The 18,691-nt window shown below is 71.2% G+C and carries 16 protein-coding genes; 8 read left to right on the top strand and 8 right to left on the bottom strand.

Features of this window, described 5'->3' with window-relative positions:
- Positions 1 to 11 precede the first annotated feature (11 nt).
- Both RBJ65_RS13045 and RBJ65_RS13040 read left to right on the top strand, forming a co-directional pair.
- Complete coding sequence (locus RBJ65_RS13045) at positions 12 to 668, top strand: GntR family transcriptional regulator (RefSeq protein WP_306323803.1); 657 nt, start codon at positions 12 to 14, stop codon at positions 666 to 668.
- Positions 665 to 1,978 (top strand): nitrate/nitrite transporter, encoded by a 1,314-nt coding sequence (locus tag RBJ65_RS13040; RefSeq protein ID WP_306323804.1) that lies wholly within the window; start codon positions 665 to 667, stop codon positions 1,976 to 1,978. Before RBJ65_RS13045 ends, RBJ65_RS13040 begins: the two co-directional genes overlap by 4 nt.
- A gap of 138 nt (positions 1,979 to 2,116) precedes the next feature.
- On the opposite strand, the gene RBJ65_RS13035 is transcribed toward RBJ65_RS13040, so the two are convergent.
- Positions 2,117 to 2,941: a maleylpyruvate isomerase family mycothiol-dependent enzyme gene (locus RBJ65_RS13035; protein ID WP_306323805.1), complete on the bottom strand. Its 825-nt coding sequence runs from the start codon at positions 2,939 to 2,941 to the stop codon at positions 2,117 to 2,119.
- 180 nt (positions 2,942 to 3,121) lie between these two features.
- Here RBJ65_RS13035 and RBJ65_RS13030 point away from each other — a divergent pair, with 180 nt between their 5' ends.
- A complete protein-coding gene (locus RBJ65_RS13030; RefSeq protein ID WP_306323806.1) occupies positions 3,122 to 3,943 on the top strand; it encodes a carbon-nitrogen family hydrolase in 822 nt (273 codons plus the stop codon).
- Between the two features lie 125 nt (positions 3,944 to 4,068).
- On the opposite strand, the gene RBJ65_RS13025 is transcribed toward RBJ65_RS13030, so the two are convergent.
- Complete coding sequence (locus tag RBJ65_RS13025; RefSeq protein WP_306323807.1) at positions 4,069 to 4,569, bottom strand: LURP-one-related/scramblase family protein; 501 nt, start codon at positions 4,567 to 4,569, stop codon at positions 4,069 to 4,071.
- Positions 4,570 to 4,806: 237 nt separating this feature from the next.
- Here RBJ65_RS13025 and RBJ65_RS13020 point away from each other — a divergent pair, with 237 nt between their 5' ends.
- The gene (locus tag RBJ65_RS13020; RefSeq protein WP_306323808.1) at positions 4,807 to 6,270 is read left to right on the top strand and encodes a VCBS repeat-containing protein; all 1,464 of its coding nucleotides are present in this window, start codon (positions 4,807 to 4,809) and stop codon (positions 6,268 to 6,270) included.
- Positions 6,271 to 6,403: 133 nt separating this feature from the next.
- On the opposite strand, the gene RBJ65_RS13015 is transcribed toward RBJ65_RS13020, so the two are convergent.
- The gene (locus RBJ65_RS13015) at positions 6,404 to 7,405 is read right to left on the bottom strand and encodes a helix-turn-helix domain-containing protein (RefSeq protein ID WP_306332130.1); all 1,002 of its coding nucleotides are present in this window, start codon (positions 7,403 to 7,405) and stop codon (positions 6,404 to 6,406) included.
- 52 nt (positions 7,406 to 7,457) lie between these two features.
- On the opposite strand from RBJ65_RS13015, the gene RBJ65_RS13010 reads away from it, so the two are divergent.
- On the top strand, positions 7,458 to 7,850 hold the full coding sequence (locus tag RBJ65_RS13010) for a cupin domain-containing protein (protein ID WP_306323809.1): 393 nt from the start codon (positions 7,458 to 7,460) through the stop codon (positions 7,848 to 7,850).
- A gap of 3 nt (positions 7,851 to 7,853) precedes the next feature.
- Entirely contained in the window at positions 7,854 to 9,692 is a 1,839-nt protein-coding gene (locus tag RBJ65_RS13005) for an NHL domain-containing thioredoxin family protein (protein WP_306323810.1), read from the top strand.
- A 28-nt stretch (positions 9,693 to 9,720) separates the two neighbouring features.
- Here RBJ65_RS13005 and RBJ65_RS13000 read toward each other — a convergent pair whose 3' ends face one another.
- The 5 genes from RBJ65_RS13000 to RBJ65_RS12980 all read right to left on the bottom strand — a co-directional run bounded on the left by RBJ65_RS13000 (position 9,721) and on the right by RBJ65_RS12980 (position 16,941).
- Positions 9,721 to 10,323 (bottom strand): hypothetical protein, encoded by a 603-nt coding sequence (locus RBJ65_RS13000; RefSeq protein ID WP_306323811.1) that lies wholly within the window; start codon positions 10,321 to 10,323, stop codon positions 9,721 to 9,723.
- A gap of 84 nt (positions 10,324 to 10,407) precedes the next feature.
- Entirely contained in the window at positions 10,408 to 13,314 is a 2,907-nt protein-coding gene (locus RBJ65_RS12995) for a BTAD domain-containing putative transcriptional regulator (protein WP_306323812.1), read from the bottom strand.
- Between the two features lie 67 nt (positions 13,315 to 13,381).
- Positions 13,382 to 13,609, bottom strand: a complete 228-nt coding sequence (locus RBJ65_RS12990; protein ID WP_306323813.1) for a DUF6458 family protein — start codon at positions 13,607 to 13,609, stop codon at positions 13,382 to 13,384.
- 119 nt (positions 13,610 to 13,728) lie between these two features.
- The gene (locus RBJ65_RS12985) at positions 13,729 to 15,027 is read right to left on the bottom strand and encodes a M18 family aminopeptidase (RefSeq protein ID WP_306323814.1); all 1,299 of its coding nucleotides are present in this window, start codon (positions 15,025 to 15,027) and stop codon (positions 13,729 to 13,731) included.
- Positions 15,028 to 15,102: 75 nt separating this feature from the next.
- Entirely contained in the window at positions 15,103 to 16,941 is a 1,839-nt protein-coding gene (locus RBJ65_RS12980) for an acyl-CoA dehydrogenase (protein WP_306323815.1), read from the bottom strand.
- 157 nt (positions 16,942 to 17,098) lie between these two features.
- Between RBJ65_RS12980 and RBJ65_RS12975 the strand changes: the two genes are divergently transcribed.
- The gene (locus RBJ65_RS12975) at positions 17,099 to 17,554 is read left to right on the top strand and encodes an SseB family protein (protein ID WP_306323816.1); all 456 of its coding nucleotides are present in this window, start codon (positions 17,099 to 17,101) and stop codon (positions 17,552 to 17,554) included.
- 148 nt (positions 17,555 to 17,702) lie between these two features.
- Positions 17,703 to 18,668, top strand: coding sequence for a pirin family protein (locus RBJ65_RS12970; protein ID WP_306323817.1), 966 nt, complete (start codon positions 17,703 to 17,705; stop codon positions 18,666 to 18,668).
- Positions 18,669 to 18,691 lie beyond the last annotated feature (23 nt).

The following is an 18,691-nucleotide window of genomic DNA, read 5'->3' as shown; positions in this document are numbered from 1 at the left end:
ATGATGTGCGCATGTCTGCCACCGCCACCGAAAAGCGCCCACCCGCCGCCGAGCGCGTCTACGACCACGTGAAGCGCGGCGTACTCGAGCGCCGCTACGAGGGCGGGACGCTGCTCACCGAGGGCGAGCTCGCCGAGGCCGTCGGGGTCTCGCGCACGCCCGTGCGCGAGGCGCTGCTCAAGCTGGAGGTCGAGGGGCTGCTCAAGCTCTACCCGAAGAAGGGCGCGCTGGTCCTGCCGGTCTCCGCGCAGGAGATCGCGGACGTCGTGGAGACCCGGCTGCTCGTCGAGGAGCACGCGGTGCGCAAGGCCGTACCGGCGCCGCCGGGCCTCGTCGAGCGCCTGACGGAACTCCTGGAGGAGCAGCGGACGCAGGCCGCCGCCGGGGAGTTCTCCGAGGCCGCGGCCACCGACCGCTGCTTCCACGCGGAGATCGTCCGCAGCGGCGGCAACGAGATCCTGTCCCGCCTTTACGACCAGCTGCGCGACCGGCAGTTGAGAATGGGAGTCGCCGTGATGCGCTCGCACCCGGACCGCATCGCGAAGACGCTCACCGAGCACAGCGAGATCCTCGAAGCACTGCGCGCCGGGGACGAGGGCGCGGCCGTCGACGTCGTGCGCCGGCACGTCAGCTGGGTCCAGGGCCTGGCGCGAGGTGACGAACGATGAGCTCGGCCACTTCGTCCTCGGTCACGATGCCGGGGGATCCGCCCGGTGGGCGGCGGGCCGTCGCCGTCTGGTCGATCGGCGTCGCCGTCTACTTCGTGGCGGTCATCTTCCGTACGTCGCTGGGCGTGGCCGGCCTCGACGCCGTGGAACGCTTCCACATCAACGCCTCGGCCCTCTCCACCTTCTCGATCCTCCAACTGCTCGTCTACGCGGGCATGCAGATACCCGTCGGCCTGATGGTCGACCGCCTCGGCACGAAGAAGGTCCTGACGCTCGGCGTCGTCCTGTTCACGGTCGGACAGCTGGGCTTCGCGTTCTCGGCCTCGTACCCGATGGCGCTCGTGTCGCGCGCGCTGCTCGGCTGCGGCGACGCCATGACGTTCATCAGCGTGCTGCGGCTCGGCACGCGCTGGTTCCCGGCGCGGCGCGGTCCGCTGGTCGCGCAGCTGGCCGGTCTGGTCGGCATGGCGGGCAATCTGGTCTCTACGTTGGTGATCGCGCGGCTGCTGCACGGGATCGGGTGGACGGCCGCGTTCGCGGGGAGCGCGCTCGCGGGTGTGCTGGTCCTGGTCCTGATGCTGCTGTTCCTCAAGGACCACCCCGAGGGGTACGAGCCCGCGCCCGCGCCGACGACGCACAAGGGCGCCGCGTACATACGCGGGCAGATCGCGGCGACCTGGCGGGAGCCGGGGACGAGGCTCGGGCTCTGGGTGCACTTCTCGACGCAGTTCCCGGCGATGGTGTTCCTGTTGCTGTGGGGGCTGCCGTTCCTTGTGGAGGCGCAGGGGTTGTCGCGGGGCACGGCCGGGGAGCTGCTGACCCTCGTCGTCCTCTCCAACATGATGGTCGGCCTTGTCTACGGGCAGATCGTGGCGCGGCACCACTCGGCGCGGTTGCCGCTCGCGCTCGGGACCGTGGGGGCGACCGCGGTGATGTGGGCGATGCCGGTGGTGTGGCCGGGGCAGGCGCCCATGTGGTTGCTCGTGGTGATGTGTGTGGTGCTGGGGGCATGCGGGCCGGCGTCGATGATCGGTTTCGACTTCGCGCGGCCGGCGAATCCGCCGGAGCGGCAGGGGACGGCGTCCGGGATCGTCAACATGGGCGGGTTCATCGCCTCGATGACGACGTTGCTGGCGGTGGGGGTGCTGCTCGACGCGACGGGTGACAACTACCGGGTGGCGTTCTCGGCGGTCTTCGTGCTGGAGGCGCTCGGCGTCAGCCAGATCCTCCGCCTGCGCCGTCGCGCGGCGCGCGCGGAACGCGACCGCGTGGTGGCCTCCCGGGTGGCATCGGTCCACGTCCCCGTGTGATCCGCGGGGCCCAGTTCAAGCCCCTGCGCCGGTTCGGCAATTCCAGCCCCTACGGCGGTTCGGCAATTCCAGCCCCGCCGGCGTTTGAGGCGCGGGGTCCGGGGCAGAGCCCCGCGGCCCCCACCCCGGGTGGGCGCGTCAGGGAGTCACGGTGAGGGACGCCAGAATCGCGGAGGCAAGCGCGGCGTCCCCCTCCGTCTTGACCCGATCCGCAACCGCCTCCAGCGCAACCCGCCCGCACGACAACCGCACGTACGCCTCCCAGTCCAACGCGATCGTCGCCGCCGGCCCAAGAGAAGGCGAACCGTCTATCGTCCCCTTGCCGTCCCCGTCCACCCGCACCGTACGCAGGAACTCCACGGGCCCGTGCACGTCGATCACGACCGCCGAGTTCGCCGGCGCCCCCGCGTCCTTCGTCACGATCTTCGGCAGGATGGACAGCAGCAGGTCACGGGTGACGTACGCCCCCGGAGAGTCGAGGTTGCCGGGCTTGCCGAGGGCCCAGCGCAGATCCTGCTCGTGCGCCCAGATGTCGAACGCCCGCCTGCGCATGGCGAATTCGAGGGTCTCCTCGATGCCGCGCGGCCCGCGCACGATGGTCGACGGATCCCGCGACTCGTTCCGCAGGTGCCGTGACCGCCGGATGATCGTGTACTCCAGCTCGGAGACCATTTCGGGTGCCGTGTGGTGCCGGCGGATGTCGACCTGGATCTCCTGGTAGCGCTGCGACTCGGTCTGCACGTGGTAGAGGTCGCGCGGCAGCGTGTGGATGGGACGCGGGTCGCCGAGCATCTCGCAGTCGACCCCGATCACGTGCGAGACGATGTCCCGCACCGACCAGCCAGGGCACGGTGTGGCCCGGTTCCACTCACCCTCGGCGAGCGGCGTGACCAGCTCGGATATCGCTTCCACGGAGTGGGTCCAGGCATCGGCGTAGGACTGAAGGCTGGGGTGGAGACTCACGGAAAGGGACCCCTCGAGCGGTTGGTGCGTGGGCGTTAGACAGGTGACGAGCGCGGGCGGTGGGCGTCTTGAGAGGCTAAGTTACGCTGCCCGTAGGCACCCCGGCAGTGCTTTGGTGTGACGAACGCAGGGCTGTTGTTGACGTAGAGCCGACGGCTCGAATGCCAGGACGGTGGTAGTGTGCGCGCCTCGCTCATCCAGGTCGCGGTAAATGACGACAAGACGGCGGAATCCGCCCCTGAATCCGTCAACGAGCGCCGTGAACGCGTGAGTTCACTGGTACGTGAAGAGGCCGCGGCCGGGTCCGCGGACCTCGTCGTACTCCCGGAGCTGTGGACCACCGGCGCCTTCGCCTACGAGCTGTTCTCCGAGGAGGCCGAGCCGCTGGAGGGCCCGACCTTCGAGACGATGGCCAAGGCGGCGCGGGACGCGGGGGTGTGGCTGCACGCCGGCTCGATCCCGGAGCGCGACCCGGACGGTCCCCTCTACAACACGTCCCTCGTCTTCTCCCCCGACGGTGAACTCGCCGCCGCGTACCGGAAGATCCACCGCTTCGGCTTCGACAAGGGCGAGGCCGTGCTGATGGGCGCGGGCGAGGAACTGGTGACGGTGCGCCTTCCGGAGACCGTGGCCGGCCTTTCCACCTGCTACGACCTGCGGTTCCCCGAGCTGTACCGGGGCCTGGTCGACCGGGGCGCGCAGACGCTGATCGTGTCGGCGGGGTGGCCCGAGCGCCGCCGCTCGCACTGGACGCTCCTTGCGCAGGCCCGCGCCGTGGAGAACCAGTCGTACGTCCTGGCCTGCGGAAGTGCCGGTACGCACGCGGGAGTTCCGCAGGCGGGGCACAGCATCGTGGTCGACCCGTGGGGCGAGGTGCTCGCGCAGGCGGGGGCCGGTGAAGAGGTACTGCGGGTGGAGTTCGACCCGTCCAAGGTCGACACCACCCGCGCCCAGTTCCCCGCCCTGAAGGACCGCCTCCTCGGCCTCGCCCCGCCCCAATAGAGCCCCTGCGCCGATTCGGGCATATCAAGCCCCGCCGGCGATTGAGGCGCGGGGTCCGGGGCAGAGCCCCGCGACGTAGGAACGGGTAGCCGCCCCAAGCCCCCCCACCCCGCGCCCCCGCAACCTCAATCCACCACCCCCCGCTCCTTCTCCGCCAAATGAATCACGCACACCGCCACCGCGATGAGAAGCGCGGGATCGGCGTCCTCCCGGACGACGTTCACGCCATACGTGTCCCGCACCCGCAACCACCTCCGCGAGATCTCCGCCAGCAACTCCCCCTCGTACTCGACGGCGAACTCCCGGTCGAGGATCTTCCCGCTGACGTCGAGTTCCGTGCTGCCGTCCGCGAGCGCGACGCGATAGTGGTTGCGCAGCAGTGAGAGCCGCTTGCGCTTGATGCGGGCCAGCTCCTCGTCGCCGCGCTCGATGACCATCGTGTCGCGCAGCGCGAACACCTTCTTGTGGATGTCGATGAGGACCCGCCCGTCGGGCCCCTTGAGCTCGAAGGTGTCGCGCAGCCGCATGGCCTTGCCGTCGACGAGGAACGCCTTGCGGCCCTGCTCGTCCTCGATCCAGTAGTCCTCGCCGATCCCGAAGATCCGCTCTCTCACTTCGTAGCGCATACGTCGATGAGTGCCCGCAACCGGCGCACCGGACCCCCGCCACGCCCACCCTCCGGGGCCGGATGGAGGAATCCGGCACCAAAAGATGTCTCAAAACACCAACAACGCACAAGAGTTCACTGGTGTGTGCAACCACCGGAGGGATTAATGGGTCGTACGAGATGGACGTGACCTTACGACCGAAGGAACCACATGTTGCGCGCACGACCCCACAGTGTCCGCAGGGTCCGGATCGGCATGGCGACCGCGGCCCTCGTCGCGGGCGGCCTGACCGCCGTGTCGCTGTCCCCGGCGCAGGCGGCCACCGCCACCGGGAACGCCACGGCGAAGTCCGCCACCGGAAAGGCCGCCCCTGCCGAGGACTTCAACGGCGACGGCTACGCGGACCTCGTCACGGCGGCGACCGGAGCCACCGTCTCCAGCCAGGCGGCCGCAGGCTATGTCGCGGTCACCTACGGCTCGGCGAACGGCCTCGACCCCGCGAACAAGAAGCTCATCTCCCGCTCCACCAGCGGCGTCCCGGGCTCGGCGGCGGCCAAGGAGGCGTTCGGCCAGTACGTCACCAAGGGCGACCTGGACGGCGACGGCTACGGCGACCTCGTGATCGGCTCGAAGAGCAAGGACGCGGGCAGCGTCATCCTCTGGGGCTCGGCCTCCGGCCTGACCGGCGGCACGAAGATCGCCACGTACGGCAGATCTCCCCAGATCGGCGACTTCGACGGCGACGGCAAGGCCGACCTCGCCCTCCTCGCCGACATGGGCAGCTACGGCGACGACCCCGAGCACCAGGACGCCGCCCTGTGGAAGGGCCCGGTCTCCCGCGCCGGCGCCCCGGCCCAGAAGCTGAACTTCATGGACAAGTCCGAGTGGTGGGGCTACGGCAAGGACGACGCGACCTGCGTCGACGACGAGTACGGCTGCGTGGACGGCCCCGACTCGACGACCGGGCCCGTGTCCTTCGAGGCCGTCGGCGACCTCAACGGCGACGGCAGCGACGACCTGGTCCTGAACTCGTACGCCGGTGACGGCATGTGGTCCAACAGCGTGCTGTACGGCAGCGGTTCGGGCTTCAAGCGGGGCTGGGCGCCGGACACCCAGGGGAAGCTGGCCTCCGGTGACGTGAACGGCGACGGCATCGACGACCTGGTCGTCGGCTCCGGCGACGGCAACGCGAAGGTCACCCTCGCGTTCGGCTCGAAGGACGGCCTGAGCGGCGACGCCACGCAGACCTTCGACCAGAGTCTGCCCGGCTTCTACGGCGCCCAGGAGAGCGGCGACCACCTCGGCTCCTGCGTCTCCGTGGCCGACGTCGACGGCGACGGCAAGGCCGAGGTCGCGCTCGGCATCTCCGGCGAGGACTTCAGCGGCCTCACCAACGCCGGCTCCTTCGCGCTGCTGCACGGCACCGCGGACGGCGTGACCGGCGAGGGCTCCCAGGTCCTCAACCAGAACTCGGCGGACGTGCCGGGTGTCGCCGAGTCGGGCGACGCGTTCGGCGCGGGCTGCCAGCTCGCCGACACCAACGGCGACGGCAAGCGCGACCTCGCGGTCACCTCGACCGCGGAGAACGACTCCGCCGGCGCGATCTGGTCCTTCCCCGGCACGGCCACCGGCATCACCGCGTCCGGCTCGGTCGCCTTCGGCCCGAAGGACCTGGCGGCCCCGTACACCAAGGCGCTGTTCGGCAACCCGGTGCGCTAGCACCTCCGTGCCACCCGGCGCGCCAACCCGGCGCGCCGGCACCTCCGCACCACAGCGACAACCCGGAGCCCGGCCCCCGCGGCCGGGCTCCGGCGTTCGTTCCCGGACCCCGGTCCGAGCTATCGGGGCACCGCTACCCCGCGGGCGCCCGGTCCCCGAACCGTTTCCGGTACGCCGACGGGCTCAGCCCCGTCGCCCGCTTCAGGCGCGCCCGCAGATTCGCGGCGCTGCCGAGCCCGCTCCTGGCCGCCACCACGTCGATGCGCTGCTCGCCGCGCTCGATGATCCGGCAGGCCAGCGCCACCCGCTCGGCCAGCAGCCAGGCCAGCGGCGTCGTCCCCAACTCGGCCCGGAACCGGCGGTGCAGGGTGGCGGGGCTGACGGCGGCGCGGGCGGCCAGGTCGGCGACGGTGAGCGGTTCGTCGAGCCGCTCCTGCGCCCATTCGAGTACGGGCGCGAGCGAACTGTCCGGGACGGCGGGCAGCGGACGCTCGATGAACTGCCGCTGCCCACCGTCCCGATGGGCCGCGAAGACGAGCCGCCGGGACACGGCGGCGGCGACCTCGGCACCGTGATCGCGCCGCACCAGATACAGCCCCAGGTCGAGTGCGGCCGCGCTCCCGGCGGCGGTCAGCACGTCCCCCTCGTCGACGTACAGCACATCGGGTTCGAGCCGCACCTTCGGATGCAGCTCCCGGAACTCCCCGGCCCACCGCCAGTGCGTGGTGGCGCGCCGCCCGTCGAGCAGCCCGGCCTCGGCGAGCGCGAAGGCCCCGGTGCAGAAGCTGACGATCCGCGCGCCGCGCGCGTGCGCCCGCCGGATCGCTTCGAGCACGGCCTCGGTGCGCGGCACCACGTTGTCGGGCCGCCCCGGTACGACGAGGGTGTCGGCGGAGTCGACGGCTTCGAGCCCCGCCGCCCCCGCCATCGTGAAGAACCCGTGGTTCATGCGGATGTCGGGCTCCGGGGTGCACAGCGTCAGCGCGTACAGCGGATCGAGTGCGCCGAGTTCGGGGCGCGGCAGCCCGAACACCTCGGTGGCGACGCCGACTTCGAAGGGGTTGATGCCCGCGTCGACGAGGACGACGACGCGATGCGGGCGGTGCTCGGCACGGTGCGAGGATCCTTTCGGCATGTGCGATTCCTAGCACTCGCGGGGGCCCGGCACCGCCCGGACCATGAGGGCCATGAAGCAGCCCGTGAACCTCGCCAAGGCCCTGACCACCTTCGACGCCCTGTGGAGCCCCCGCATCGTCACATCCGTCAACGACTACGACGTCCGCCTCGCGAAGGCCGAGGGGGAGCACGTCTGGCACGTGCACGAGGACACCGACGAGTTCTTCCTCGTCGTCGAGGGCGAACTCACGATCGCGCTGCGCGAGAAGGACACCGAACGCGAGGTGACGCTCCCCCGCGGCTCCGTCTTCACCGTCCCCCGCGGCACCTGGCACAAGCCCTCCGCGGCCCCCGGCACCGCGATCCTCCTCCTGGAGCCGACCGGCACCCCCACGACGGGCGACGCCCACGACCCCGTCCCGGACCACGTCGACTCGACGACCGGCCACGCGTGGCACGCTTGAACCATGAACGACCCCGCGCCCGACCGCCCCGCCCGCACCACCCGCCGAGCCCGTGTCCGCGCCCCCGAGCTGGTCGGCAAGGGCGGCTGGCTGAACACGGGCGGGACCGGGTACACCCTCGCCGACCTGCGCGGACGCATCGTCGTCCTGGATTTCTGGACCTTCTGCTGCATCAACTGCCTGCACGTACTCGACGAGCTGCGCGAGCTGGAGGAGAAGCACCGGGACACCGTCGTGATCATCGGCGTGCACTCGCCGAAGTTCGTGCACGAGGCCGAGCACGCGGCGGTCGTCGACGCCGTCGAGCGGTACGGGGTCGAGCACCCGGTCCTCGACGACCCGGAGCTCGCCACGTGGAAGCAGTACGCGGTCCGCGCCTGGCCCACGCTCGTCGTGATCGACCCCGAGGGGTACGTCGTCGCGCAGCACGCCGGTGAGGGGCACGCGCACGCGATCGAGAAGCTGGTCGAGGAGCTGGAGGCGGAGCACGCGGCGAAGGGCACGCTGCGCCGCGGTGACGGCCCGTACGTCGCGCCCGAACCGGTCGCCACCGACCTCCGCTTCCCCGGCAAGGCGCTCGTGCTGCCGACCGGGAACTTCCTGGTCAGCGACACGACGCGGCATCAGCTCGTGGAGCTGGCGGCCGACGGCGAGACGGTGGTGCGGCGGATCGGCAGCGGCGGGCGCGGCTTCGGCCCCGACTCCTCCAACGCGTCCTTCAACGAGCCGCAGGGCCTCGCCCTCCTCGACGACAACACGGTCGTCGTCGCCGACACGGTCAACCACGCGCTGCGCGCCCTCGACCTCACCACCGGCGCCGTCACCACCCTCGCGGGCACCGGAAAGCAGTGGTGGCAGGGGTCCCCGACCAGCGGCCCCGCCCTCGACGTCGACCTCTCCTCCCCGTGGGACGTGGCGGTCTTCGGCGGCAAGGTGTGGATCGCCATGGCGGGCGTCCACCAGCTGTGGACGTACGACCCCGAGGCGGGAACGGTGGCCGTCGCGGCGGGCACGACGAACGAGGGGCTGGTCGACGGCCCGGGTGACGAGGCCTGGTTCGCGCAGCCTTCCGGGCTCGCGGCGACCGAGGACCGGCTGTGGGTCGCCGACTCGGAGACGTCGGCCCTGCGTTACGTCGACACGGACGGCGCCGTGCACACGGCGGTCGGCACCGGCCTCTTCGACTTCGGGCACCGCGACGGGGACGCCGAACAGGCCCTGCTCCAGCACCCGTTGGGCGTCACCGCGCTGCCCGACGGCTCGGTCGCGGTCTCGGACACGTACAACCACGCCCTGCGCCGCTACGACCCGGCGAGCGGCCAAGTGTCCACTCTGGCAACGGACTTGCGGGAGCCGAGCGACGCGGTGCTGGTCGGGGACGACGTGGTCGTGGTCGAGTCGGCGCGGCACCGGCTGACCCGCCTGCGCCTGCCCGAGGAGGCCGTACGCGTCGAGTCCGTCGCCCACCGCACGCAGCGCGCGGCGACCGAAGTGGCGGGCGGCACGCTCCAGTTGGACGTCGTCTTCCAGGCCCCGGCGGGCCAGAAGCTCGACACCCGGTACGGCCCCTCGACCCGCCTGCTCGTCTCCTCGACCCCGCCCGAACTCCTCGCGTCCGGCGACGGCGCGGGCACGGACCTCGCCCGCGAACTGACCCTGAACCCGGCCGTCACCGAGGGCGTGCTGCACGTCTCGGCGATGGCGGCCTCCTGCGACGACGACCCTGCGAACGAGTACCCCGCCTGCCACGTCCACCAGCAGGACTGGGGCGTGCCGGTCGTGGTGGTGGACGAGGGCGGGGCCGAGCGGCTGCCGCTGGTGCTGGCGGGGATGGACGCGTAGGCCCCAAGCCCGGGGCCGGGCGCTCCGGTTACGGGTGATAGATCTCGGCGACCGTGGCGGCGACGCCCTCCGAGTCCTTGTTGACCCGCACCTTGACGGTGCCCATCTTGGCGGCCTGCACCAGCTGGTCGTACGTGCACGGGGTCGTGCCCGTGTTGTTGTCGTCGGTCGACACCGAGCCGTCCGACGGCCCGCAGATCGCCGCGGCGCCGAGGATCCTGGTGCTGTCGGCGACGTCGAAGGCCTGGTTGTCGACCATCATCTTGTGGTCGGCCAGATAGGACAGCTTTCCCTCGTAACAGCCGTCGGCGCCACCGGTGTTGACGCACTCGCCGTGGGCGCCGGTGTCCTCACCGGTGCCGGAGCCCTCGGCCGGGGCGGCGGAGTCCGAGCCGCCGGAGGTGTCCGAGCCGCCGGCGGAGCCGCTCTGGTTCTGGTCGCCCTCGGCGGCGGGCTTGCCCTCGGTGGAGTCGGCGCCGGGGCTGCTCTCGGCGCTCGCGCTGCTCGACGCGGACGCGGCGGCGCCGCTGTCCTCGGTGCCGGAGCCGTCGTTGCAGGCGGTCAGCGAGAACGCGAGCGCCGCGACGGCGGCAGCGGCGAACACGGACTTCTTACGCAGGGCGGTACGCATGGTGATGAATCCCCCGTGGCGGTGGTGCGGTCGGTGTACGCCTACGACCCTGCCGCCCGCCGCTGCCGTTCCGCTAACACCTGACTAACGCGCCGTTGTCGCAGGTGAGAGGGTATGTGCTGAGGGTGTGAGGGACTGGCGAAGCTGTTCCGCCCTGGCCCGGTACGCGGCCTCCGAGTCCGGTTCGTCGAGCACCGCGGCGACGTCCCCGAGCCGGGACAGCGTCCGCACCGTGCGCGCCGGGAGGTCCTCCTCCTCGTTGGCGGCCACGGCGGCGAGCAGCGCCTCGCGGGCCTCCTGGTGCAGTCCGCTGTAGTGCAGGGCGATGCCGTACGACTCCCAGATCAGCGGCCGCCAGCCGGCGATCTCGTTCTCCGGGACGGCGGCGAGGCAGCGGGTCGTGTGCTCGGCCGCCTTCGCGAAGTCGCCTTCGGCGAGGGCGACATGGGTGGCGTGGTAGTGGTCCAGGGTTTCGGCGATCGGATGGTGGGCGGTGCGGGCGTCGTGCGCCGCGTCGGCCAGCGCGTCGAGCATGCCGGCCGGGTCGCCGTGCCGGTGGCGGGCGACGGCGAGCATGACGAGGACCTGGCAGGAGACTTCGGGCGCGAAGGTGCGCAGCGGCGCCACCGCCCCGGCCAGCAGCGTCTCGGCCCGCGCGAACTGCCCGGTCTCCACGAACAGCATGCCGGTGACGGCCCGCAGCCAGCCGATGCCCTGGGTGGAGCCGATCCGTTCGGCCGCGGCGAGCGCCGTGCGCAGCGGCTGCTGCCAGCCGGGGTGCGGGTGCCAGTGGACGAGCGGCCACAGCAGGGCGGCGATCCGCCAGGTGCGGTCCTCGTCGCCGAGCCGGCCGGCGGCGGCGACGGCCCCCATCAGCGACTCCTGCTCCGCGAGGAACCAGCCGAACACGGCGTCGCGCTCGGCGAACGCGGGGACGGTCGCCTCCCCTCCGCACCCTTCGGGCAGCGCCACGGTCCGCGCACCGGTGGGGTCGAACACGTCGACGGCGGCGTGCTGGGCCCGCAGCCAGTGGTCGACCAGGCGCCGGGTGACCGCCTCGGGCGCTTCCTCGCGGGGCAGGCCGCGCGCGTAGAGCCGTACGAGATCGTGCAGTCCGTAGCGGCCGGGCGCGGCCTCCTGGACGAGGTGGGCGGCGGCGAGCCGGTCGAGTCCCGCGCGGGCCTCGGCGAGCGGGATTCCGGCGGCGGCCGCGGCGACGTACGCGTCGCTCTCCCGCGTGAACGCGTGCCCGAGCGCGCCGAGCAGCCCGACGTCGGCGGGCGCGAGCCGGGCGACGGAGGCACGCAGGGCGGCCTCGACCCCGGTGTCCTCGGCGGCCAACAATGTCAACCGGCCGTCTTCATCGGCGAGTTCCCCGGCCAGGTCGGCGACGGTCCAGTGCCGACGGCCCCGGAGCCGGGCGGCGGCGATGCGCAGCGCGAGCGGCAACCCGTCGCAGAGCCGCGCCACTTCCCTTACGGCCTCGTCGTCACCGGCGTCCGTGCCGAGCGTCGCGGCGAGCAGCCCCGCGGCGTCGTCCTCGCCGAGCACGTCGACGGGTACCGGGGTCGCCCAGTCCGAGGCCATGACGCCGTCGAGCCGGGTGCGGCTGGTGACGACGGTGACGCAGTCGGCTCCGCCCGGCAGCAACGGCCGCACCTGCGCCGAGTCCTTCGCGTTGTCGAGCACGACGAGCATCCGCCGCCCCTTCACGAGGGACCGGAACATGGCGGCCGCGGCATCCTCCGACCCGGGCACCGCCGCGGCCTCCACACCGAGCGCGAGCAGGAACTCCCGCAGTACGTCGACGGGCCGGACGCCCTGCTCGCCCGCACCGCCACTGTGCCCCCGCAGATCGGCGAAGAGCCGCCCACCCGGATACTCCTCGACGCACCCATGCGCCCAGTGCACAACAAGCGAGGTCTTCCCAACCCCGGCAGGCCCGGTAACCACCACAACGGGCGCCCCCACACCCCCAACAGCCCGCCCCAACGCCCCCAACTCCCCCCACCGCCCATAAAACCCACGCGGCACCCGCGGCAACAAATCGGGCCCCTGCGGTGCATGAGCGCCGGGCGCGGACACCTCAACCCCCTGCGGCGCGGGTGCCGGCATTTCAAGCCCTTGCGGTGCATGAGCGCCGGGCGCGGCCAAATCAAGCCCCTGCGGCGATTGAGCAGCGGGGTCCGGGGCAGAGCCCCGCGGCGTAGGCAACGGGGGCCGAGCCGAACCCCCGGCGGGCCCCGCCCCACCACCACCCGCCAACACCCCTTCGTACGCCTCCCGCAACACCGGCCCCGGATCAACCCCCATCGCCTCGGCCAGCTCCCTACGGGTGCGGTGATACTGGTCCAGGGCATCGGCCTGCCGCCCCGCCCCGTACAACGCCCGGATCAACGCGGATATCAGCGGCTCCCGCAACGGCTGCGCGACGGCCTCCCGGCTCAGCAGCGCCACGGCCCGCTCGTGCTCACCCAACACGGCGTACACGGCGGCGAGTTGCTCGACCGCGGCGAGCCTGCGCTCCTCAAGGGCACCCGCGGCGGCGAGCAGCGGCGCGGTACCGACGGTGCCGCCCAACGCCGGCCCCTGCCACAGCGCGAGCGCCTCCCGCAGCATCAGCGCCGCGTCCGCCGGGTCGCGCTGGCGCCCGGCCAGCGTCACCAGGTCCTCGAAGCGGCGCGTGTCGAGCAGCGTCTCCGGCAGCTGAACCGCGTACGCCCGCCCGTGCGTGGTCAGTTCCACCTCGTACGCGTCGAGTCCCGCCTCGGACATCAGCGCGCGCAGTCGGGACACATGCCCCTGGATGACGGTGCGCGCGTGCTGCGGCGGCTCGTCCTCCCACAGCGCCTCGGTGAGCGTGTCGACGGAGACCGCGGCGGGCGATCTGAGCAGCAGCGTCGCCAGCAGGCTGCGCCGCTTGGCGGGCCCGAGCGGCACGGGCCCCGCACCGCCGTTGATCGACACGGGACCGAGGAGCTGGAACTCCATGTACGTGCACTCTCCTGGCGGACCCGACCGACATCGCTGACGTTCGAGAATATCGCCGGGCGTGCGCTCAGATGTGCCGGTGGTCCCGCTCGTCCTCGATCACGGTGGTGCGGTTGGCCGGTGGCACAAGGCCCCGGCGCCGCCCGACGCTGCGGAACACGAACACCCCGATCAGGCCGACGATCATCAGGATCCAGCCGACCAGGTCGAGGTTGACGCTCTCCATGTGCCAGTCGGTCGCGAACGCGAGGATCGCGCCGACGGCGACCAGGATGATGCAACCTCCCAGACTCATGAGGCCCGCCTCCTGCGGTGTGTACGGAAAGGTGCGTACGGAAAGGTGCGTACGGAAATGCGTGAGGGGCCCGGGTACCCCCGAACCCCTCCGCATCACACCGCAGTTGGAGGCGGTACTCAGCCCTCCAGGAAGGCCGTCAGCGCGTTCGCCAGCAGGAACGGGTCGTCGGCGCCGCACAGTTCGCGCACGCTGTGCATGGACAGGATCGCGGCGCCGATGTCGACGGTCTTGATGCCGTGCCGGGCCGCGGTGATCGGGCCGATCGTGGTGCCGCACGGCATCGCGTTGTTCGACACGAACGACTGGAACGGCACGCCCGCCTTCTCGCACGCCGCCGCGAACACGGCCCGGCCGCTGCCGTCCGTGGCGTAGCGGTTGTTGACGTTCACCTTGAGGATGGGGCCGCCGTTCGCGCGCGGGTGGTGCGTCGGGTCGTGGCGCTCGCCGTAGTTGGGGTGCACGGCGTGCCCGGTGTCCGAGGAGAGGCAGATCGTGGCGGCGAAGGCGCGCGCCCGGTCCTCGTACGAGCCGCCGCGCGCGAACACGGAACGTTCCAGCACGCCGCCGAGCAGCGGGCCGTCGGCGCCGGTGTCGGACTGCGAGCCGTTCTCCTCGTGGTCGAAGGCGGCGAGCACGGGGATGTACGGGAGGTCCTCCCGCTTGGCGGCCTCGGCGAGGGCGGCGGCGCCCGCGTGCACGGACAGCAGGTTGTCCATGCGGGGCCCGGCGACGAGTTCCTTGTCGCGGCCCAGGTAGGAGGGCGCCTCGATCGCGTACGTCATGAGGTCCCAGCCGGTGATGTCACCGCGGCCGAGCCCGTACTCGTCCTCCAGGAACGCCATCAGGTCGCCCTCGTGCACGTCGCCGCCGAGCCCCCAGATGGGCTGCATGTGGCGCTGCTTGTCCAGCTTGAGGCCGTCCGTCGTGACGGAGCGGTCCAGGTGCACGGCGAGCTGCGGTACGCGCAGCAGGGCGCGGTCGACGTTGACGAGCCGCTCGGTGCCGTCGCGGAGGGAGACGCGACCCGCGAGCCCCAGATCCCGGTCCAGCCACGAGTTGAGCAGCGGACCGCCGTAGATCTCGACGGCGATCTGCCGCCAGCCGTTGCTCGCCATGTCGGGCTGCGGCTTCACGCGCAGGTTCGGGGAGTCGGTGTGCGCGCCGACGATCCGGAACGGGGTGTGGGCGGCGGCGCCCTCCGGCACGTACCAGGCGATGATCGCGCCGCCGCGGACGACGAACCTGCCCCCGCTGCTCCCGTCCCACGCGTCGGTCTCCGCGACCTGCTGGAAGCCCGCCTTCTCCAGGCGCGCGGCCACGTTGGCCACGGCGTGGTACGGCGTGGGGCTCGCCGCGAGGAAGGACATCAGGTCGTCGGTGTGCCCACGATCGAAGGGGCGGGAGGCGGTGTTCATGAGCAAAGGGTAGGCCAGGCGCGGAAAGGCCCGCCGTCCCGTGCGGGGGACGGCGGGCCTTCACCACGACAGGGTCTAGAAGGACGCCTCGTCGAGGTCCATCAGGTCGACGCCCGACTCGCTCGTCGTCTGCGCGAGCTTGCGCGCACCGGTGACGCCCGGCAGGACGTTCGCCGCGAAGAACTTCGCCGCGGCGATCTTGCCCTGGTAGAACGCGACATCCTTGCCCGCGGCGCCGGCCGCCAGCTTCTCGGCGGCGACGGCCGCGCCCTTGAGGAGCAGGTAGCCGACGACGACGTCGCCGGAGGCCATCAGCAGGCGGGTCGTGTTGAGGCCCACCTTGTAGATGGACTTCACGTCCTGCTCGGTGGCGACCAGGTCGTTGATCATGAGGCCGACGATGGCCTCCAGCTCGGACGCCGACTTGCCGAGCGCCTCGCGGGCCGCCGTCAGCTCCTCGCCACCGGTCTCCACGGCGAGGAACTTCTTGATCTCCTCGGAGAGCGTGTTCAGCGCGGCGCCCTGGTTGCGGACGATCTTCCGGAAGAAGAAGTCCTGGCCCTGGATGGCCGTCGTGCCCTCGTAGAGCGTGTCGATCTTCGAGTCACGGATGTACTGCTCGATCGGGTACTCCTGGAGGAACCCGGAGCCGCCGAACGTCTGCAGCGACTGCGCGAGCTGCTCGTAGCCCTTCTCGGAGCCGTAGCCCTTGACGATCGGCAGGAGCAGGTCGTTGAGCGCGTGCTCGGCGGCCGCGTCCTCGCCCGCCTCCTCCTTGACCTGGATCGCGTCCTGCACGGAGGCCGTGTAGAGCACCAGGGTCCGCATGCCCTCCGCGTACGCCTTCTGCGTCATCAGGGAGCGGCGTACGTCGGGGTGGTGCGTGATGGTGACCTTCGGCGCGGTCTTGTCCGTGCTCTTGGCGAGGTCGGCGCCCTGGACGCGCTCCTTGGCGTACTCGAGGGCGTTGAGGTAGCCCGTCGACAGCGTCGAGATCGCCTTCGTGCCGACCATCATGCGGGCGAACTCGATGATGCGGAACATCTGGCGGATGCCGTCGTGCTTGTCGCCGATCAGCCAGCCCTTGGCGGGGTGCTGGTCGCCGAAGGTCATCTCGCACGTGTTGGAGGCCTTGAGGCCCATCTTGTGCTCGACGTTGGTGGCGTAGACGCCGTTGCGCTCGCCCAGCTCGCCGGTCTCCCAGTCGAACTCGTACTTGGGCACCAGGAACAGCGAAAGCCCCTTCGTCCCCGGGCCGTGGCCCTCGGGGCGGGCGAGGACGTAGTGGAGGATGTTCTCCGACATGTCGTGCTCACCGGACGTGATGAAGCGCTTCACGCCCTCGATGTGCCAGGAGCCGTCCGCCTGCTCGACGGCCTTGGTGCGGCCGGCGCCGACGTCCGAACCGGCGTCCGGCTCGGTCAGCACCATCGTCGAGCCCCACTGCTTGTCGACGGCGATCTCGGCGGCCTTCTTCTGCCGCTCGTTGCCCTCCTCGAAGAGGATGCCGGCGAACGCCGGGCCCGAGGAGTACATCCAGATCGCCGGGTTGGCGCCCAGGATCAGCTCGGCGTGGGCCCAGATGAGGGAGCGCGGGGCGGTGGTGCCGCCGATCTCCTCGGGCAGGCCGAGGCGCCAGTACTCGGCGTCCATGAAGGCCTTGTACGACTTCTTGAAGGAGTCGGGGACCGGCGCCGTGTTGGTCTCCGGGTCGAAGACCGGCGGGTTGCGGTCGGCGTCCGCGAAGGACTCCGCCAGGTCGTTCTCGGAGAGGCGGGCGACCTCTTCGAGGATGCTCTTGGCGGTGTCGACATCCATGTCCCCGAACGGGCCGGTGCCGTACAGCTTGTCGCGGTCGAGCACCTCGAAGAGGTTGAACTCGATGTCGCGGAGATTCGACTTGTAGTGCCCCATGGCGACGGCTCCGTGTCCTCGTACGCATACCAACTAGTAACCACCAGGATGCTACCCGTCGGTAATAAGAATCAACCCCCAGTGGCCCATCTGTGACGAACGCGGCGCCTTGGTGCTCCCGCCCCGCAGCCCCACGGGCCTCGGTAGTCTTTCCCTCATGTACGGCTACGACCAGAGCCCGGGTGCCGGGCAGCAGTACGCGCCGCCGCAGGGCGGGTACGGGCAGCAGGCCGGCCCGCTCTACCCGGAGCCGTCGCCGCCCTCGCTCACGGACGCGGTCCGGGCCTTCACCACGGGCTCGATGTCCGCCGAGGACTTCCAGCAGATCTTCGCCTCGTCGAAGGTCTACTGCCCGCGCGGCGACAACCCCGGGTTCCTCGCGCTGCACAACACCCAGCAGCCGGTGATCCCGATGTTCAGCACGCTCAAGGAGCTGCGCAGATACGCGGGCAAGGAGTCCAAGTACTTCGTCATCACCGGCGCCGAGGTGATCGACCTGCTGCCCACCGGCTACGGCTTCGTCCTCGACATGGAGGGTGAGCACCGGATGGTCTTCGACGCGAAGGCGGTCGAGGAGATGGTCGACTTCGCGATGCGCCGCATGTACGGCTGACCCCCGCTCTTCAAAAGGCCTGGACGCGCTCTTCAAAAGGCCCGGACGCCCCACGGCGTCCGGGCCTTTCGCATGCCCGGGAATAGTCGGCGACTTGCTGAATGTTCACCGTTCAACTAAATTGGAGGCAGACCCCGAGGAGGCCGCCATGCCCGCTGTGACCGTCGAGAACCCGCTGACCCTGCCCCACGTGGCCGCGCCGGCGGACGCCGTGGCGCGCCCCGTGCTCGCTGTGACCACCGCGCCGAGCGGTTTCGAAGGCGAGGGATTCCCGGTTCGCCGCGCGTTCGCCGGGATCAACTACAAGTACCTCGACCCGTTCATCATGATGGACCAGATGGGCGAGGTGGAGTACGAGGCCGGGGAGCCCAAGGGCACGCCCTGGCACCCGCACCGCGGCTTCGAGACCGTCACGTACATCATCGACGGCACCTTCATCCACCAGGACTCGCACGGCGGTGGCGGCACCATCACCAACGGCGACACCCAGTGGATGACGGCGGGCTCAGGACTGCTGCACATCGAGACGCCGCCCGAGTCGCTCGTCATGTCCGGCGGCCTGTTCCACGGCCTCCAGCTGTGGGTCAACCTGCCCGCCAAGGACAAGATGAAGAACCCGCGGTACCAGGACATCCGCGGCGGCCAGGTCAAGCTGCTCACCACCGCCGACGGCGGCGCGCTGCTGCGCGTCATCGCCGGTGAGCTGGACGGCAACGAGGGCCCCGGCATCACGCACACGCCGATCACGATGGTGCACGCCACCGTCCGCCCCGGCGCCGAGGCGACGCTGCCCTGGCGCGAGGACTACAACGGGCTCGTGTACGTGCTCGCGGGCAAGGGCACCGTCGGCACCGACCGGCGCCCCGTGCACACAGGACAGACCGCCGTGTTCGGCGCGGGCTCGTCCCTGACCGTGCGCGCCGACGAGTCGCAGGACGGCAACACCCCCGACCTCGAAGTGGTCATCCTGGGCGGGCAGCCGATCCGCGAACCCATGGCGCACTACGGCCCGTTCGTGATGAACAGCAAGGCCGAACTGCAGCAGGCCTTCGACGACTTCCAGGCCGGACGCCTGGGCGTCATCCCCAGCAAGGAGCGCCTGCCGCACACCTGATGAGACATCACAGGTGACGCCCC

Source organism: Streptomyces sp. KL109B (assembly GCF_030766935.1).
GTDB lineage: Bacteria > Actinomycetota > Actinomycetes > Streptomycetales > Streptomycetaceae > Streptomyces.
Note: the sequence above shows the minus strand (reverse complement) of the source record. Positions and strands in the feature narration are given on the sequence as shown.

What these genes read in the sequence shown, in the direction of transcription:
- RBJ65_RS13045 (WP_306323803.1), top strand. Translation starts at nt 12, where the DNA reads ATGTCTGCCACCGCCACCGAAAAGCGCCCACCCGCCGCCGAGCGCGTC.
- RBJ65_RS13040 (WP_306323804.1), top strand. Translation starts at nt 665, where the DNA reads ATGAGCTCGGCCACTTCGTCCTCGGTCACGATGCCGGGGGATCCGCCC.
- RBJ65_RS13025 (WP_306323807.1), bottom strand. Translation starts at nt 4,569, where the DNA reads ATGCGCTACGAAGTGAGAGAGCGGATCTTCGGGATCGGCGAGGACTAC.
- RBJ65_RS13020 (WP_306323808.1), top strand. Translation starts at nt 4,807, where the DNA reads ATGGCGACCGCGGCCCTCGTCGCGGGCGGCCTGACCGCCGTGTCGCTG.
- RBJ65_RS13015 (WP_306332130.1), bottom strand. Translation starts at nt 7,405, where the DNA reads ATGCCGAAAGGATCCTCGCACCGTGCCGAGCACCGCCCGCATCGCGTC.
- RBJ65_RS13010 (WP_306323809.1), top strand. Translation starts at nt 7,458, where the DNA reads ATGAAGCAGCCCGTGAACCTCGCCAAGGCCCTGACCACCTTCGACGCC.
- RBJ65_RS13005 (WP_306323810.1), top strand. Translation starts at nt 7,854, where the DNA reads ATGAACGACCCCGCGCCCGACCGCCCCGCCCGCACCACCCGCCGAGCC.
- RBJ65_RS13000 (WP_306323811.1), bottom strand. Translation starts at nt 10,323, where the DNA reads ATGCGTACCGCCCTGCGTAAGAAGTCCGTGTTCGCCGCTGCCGCCGTC.
- RBJ65_RS12995 (WP_306323812.1), bottom strand. Translation starts at nt 13,314, where the DNA reads ATGGAGTTCCAGCTCCTCGGTCCCGTGTCGATCAACGGCGGTGCGGGG.
- RBJ65_RS12990 (WP_306323813.1), bottom strand. Translation starts at nt 13,609, where the DNA reads ATGAGTCTGGGAGGTTGCATCATCCTGGTCGCCGTCGGCGCGATCCTC.
- RBJ65_RS12985 (WP_306323814.1), bottom strand. Translation starts at nt 15,027, where the DNA reads ATGAACACCGCCTCCCGCCCCTTCGATCGTGGGCACACCGACGACCTG.
- RBJ65_RS12980 (WP_306323815.1), bottom strand. Translation starts at nt 16,941, where the DNA reads ATGGGGCACTACAAGTCGAATCTCCGCGACATCGAGTTCAACCTCTTC.
- RBJ65_RS12975 (WP_306323816.1), top strand. Translation starts at nt 17,099, where the DNA reads ATGTACGGCTACGACCAGAGCCCGGGTGCCGGGCAGCAGTACGCGCCG.
- RBJ65_RS12970 (WP_306323817.1), top strand. Translation starts at nt 17,703, where the DNA reads ATGCCCGCTGTGACCGTCGAGAACCCGCTGACCCTGCCCCACGTGGCC.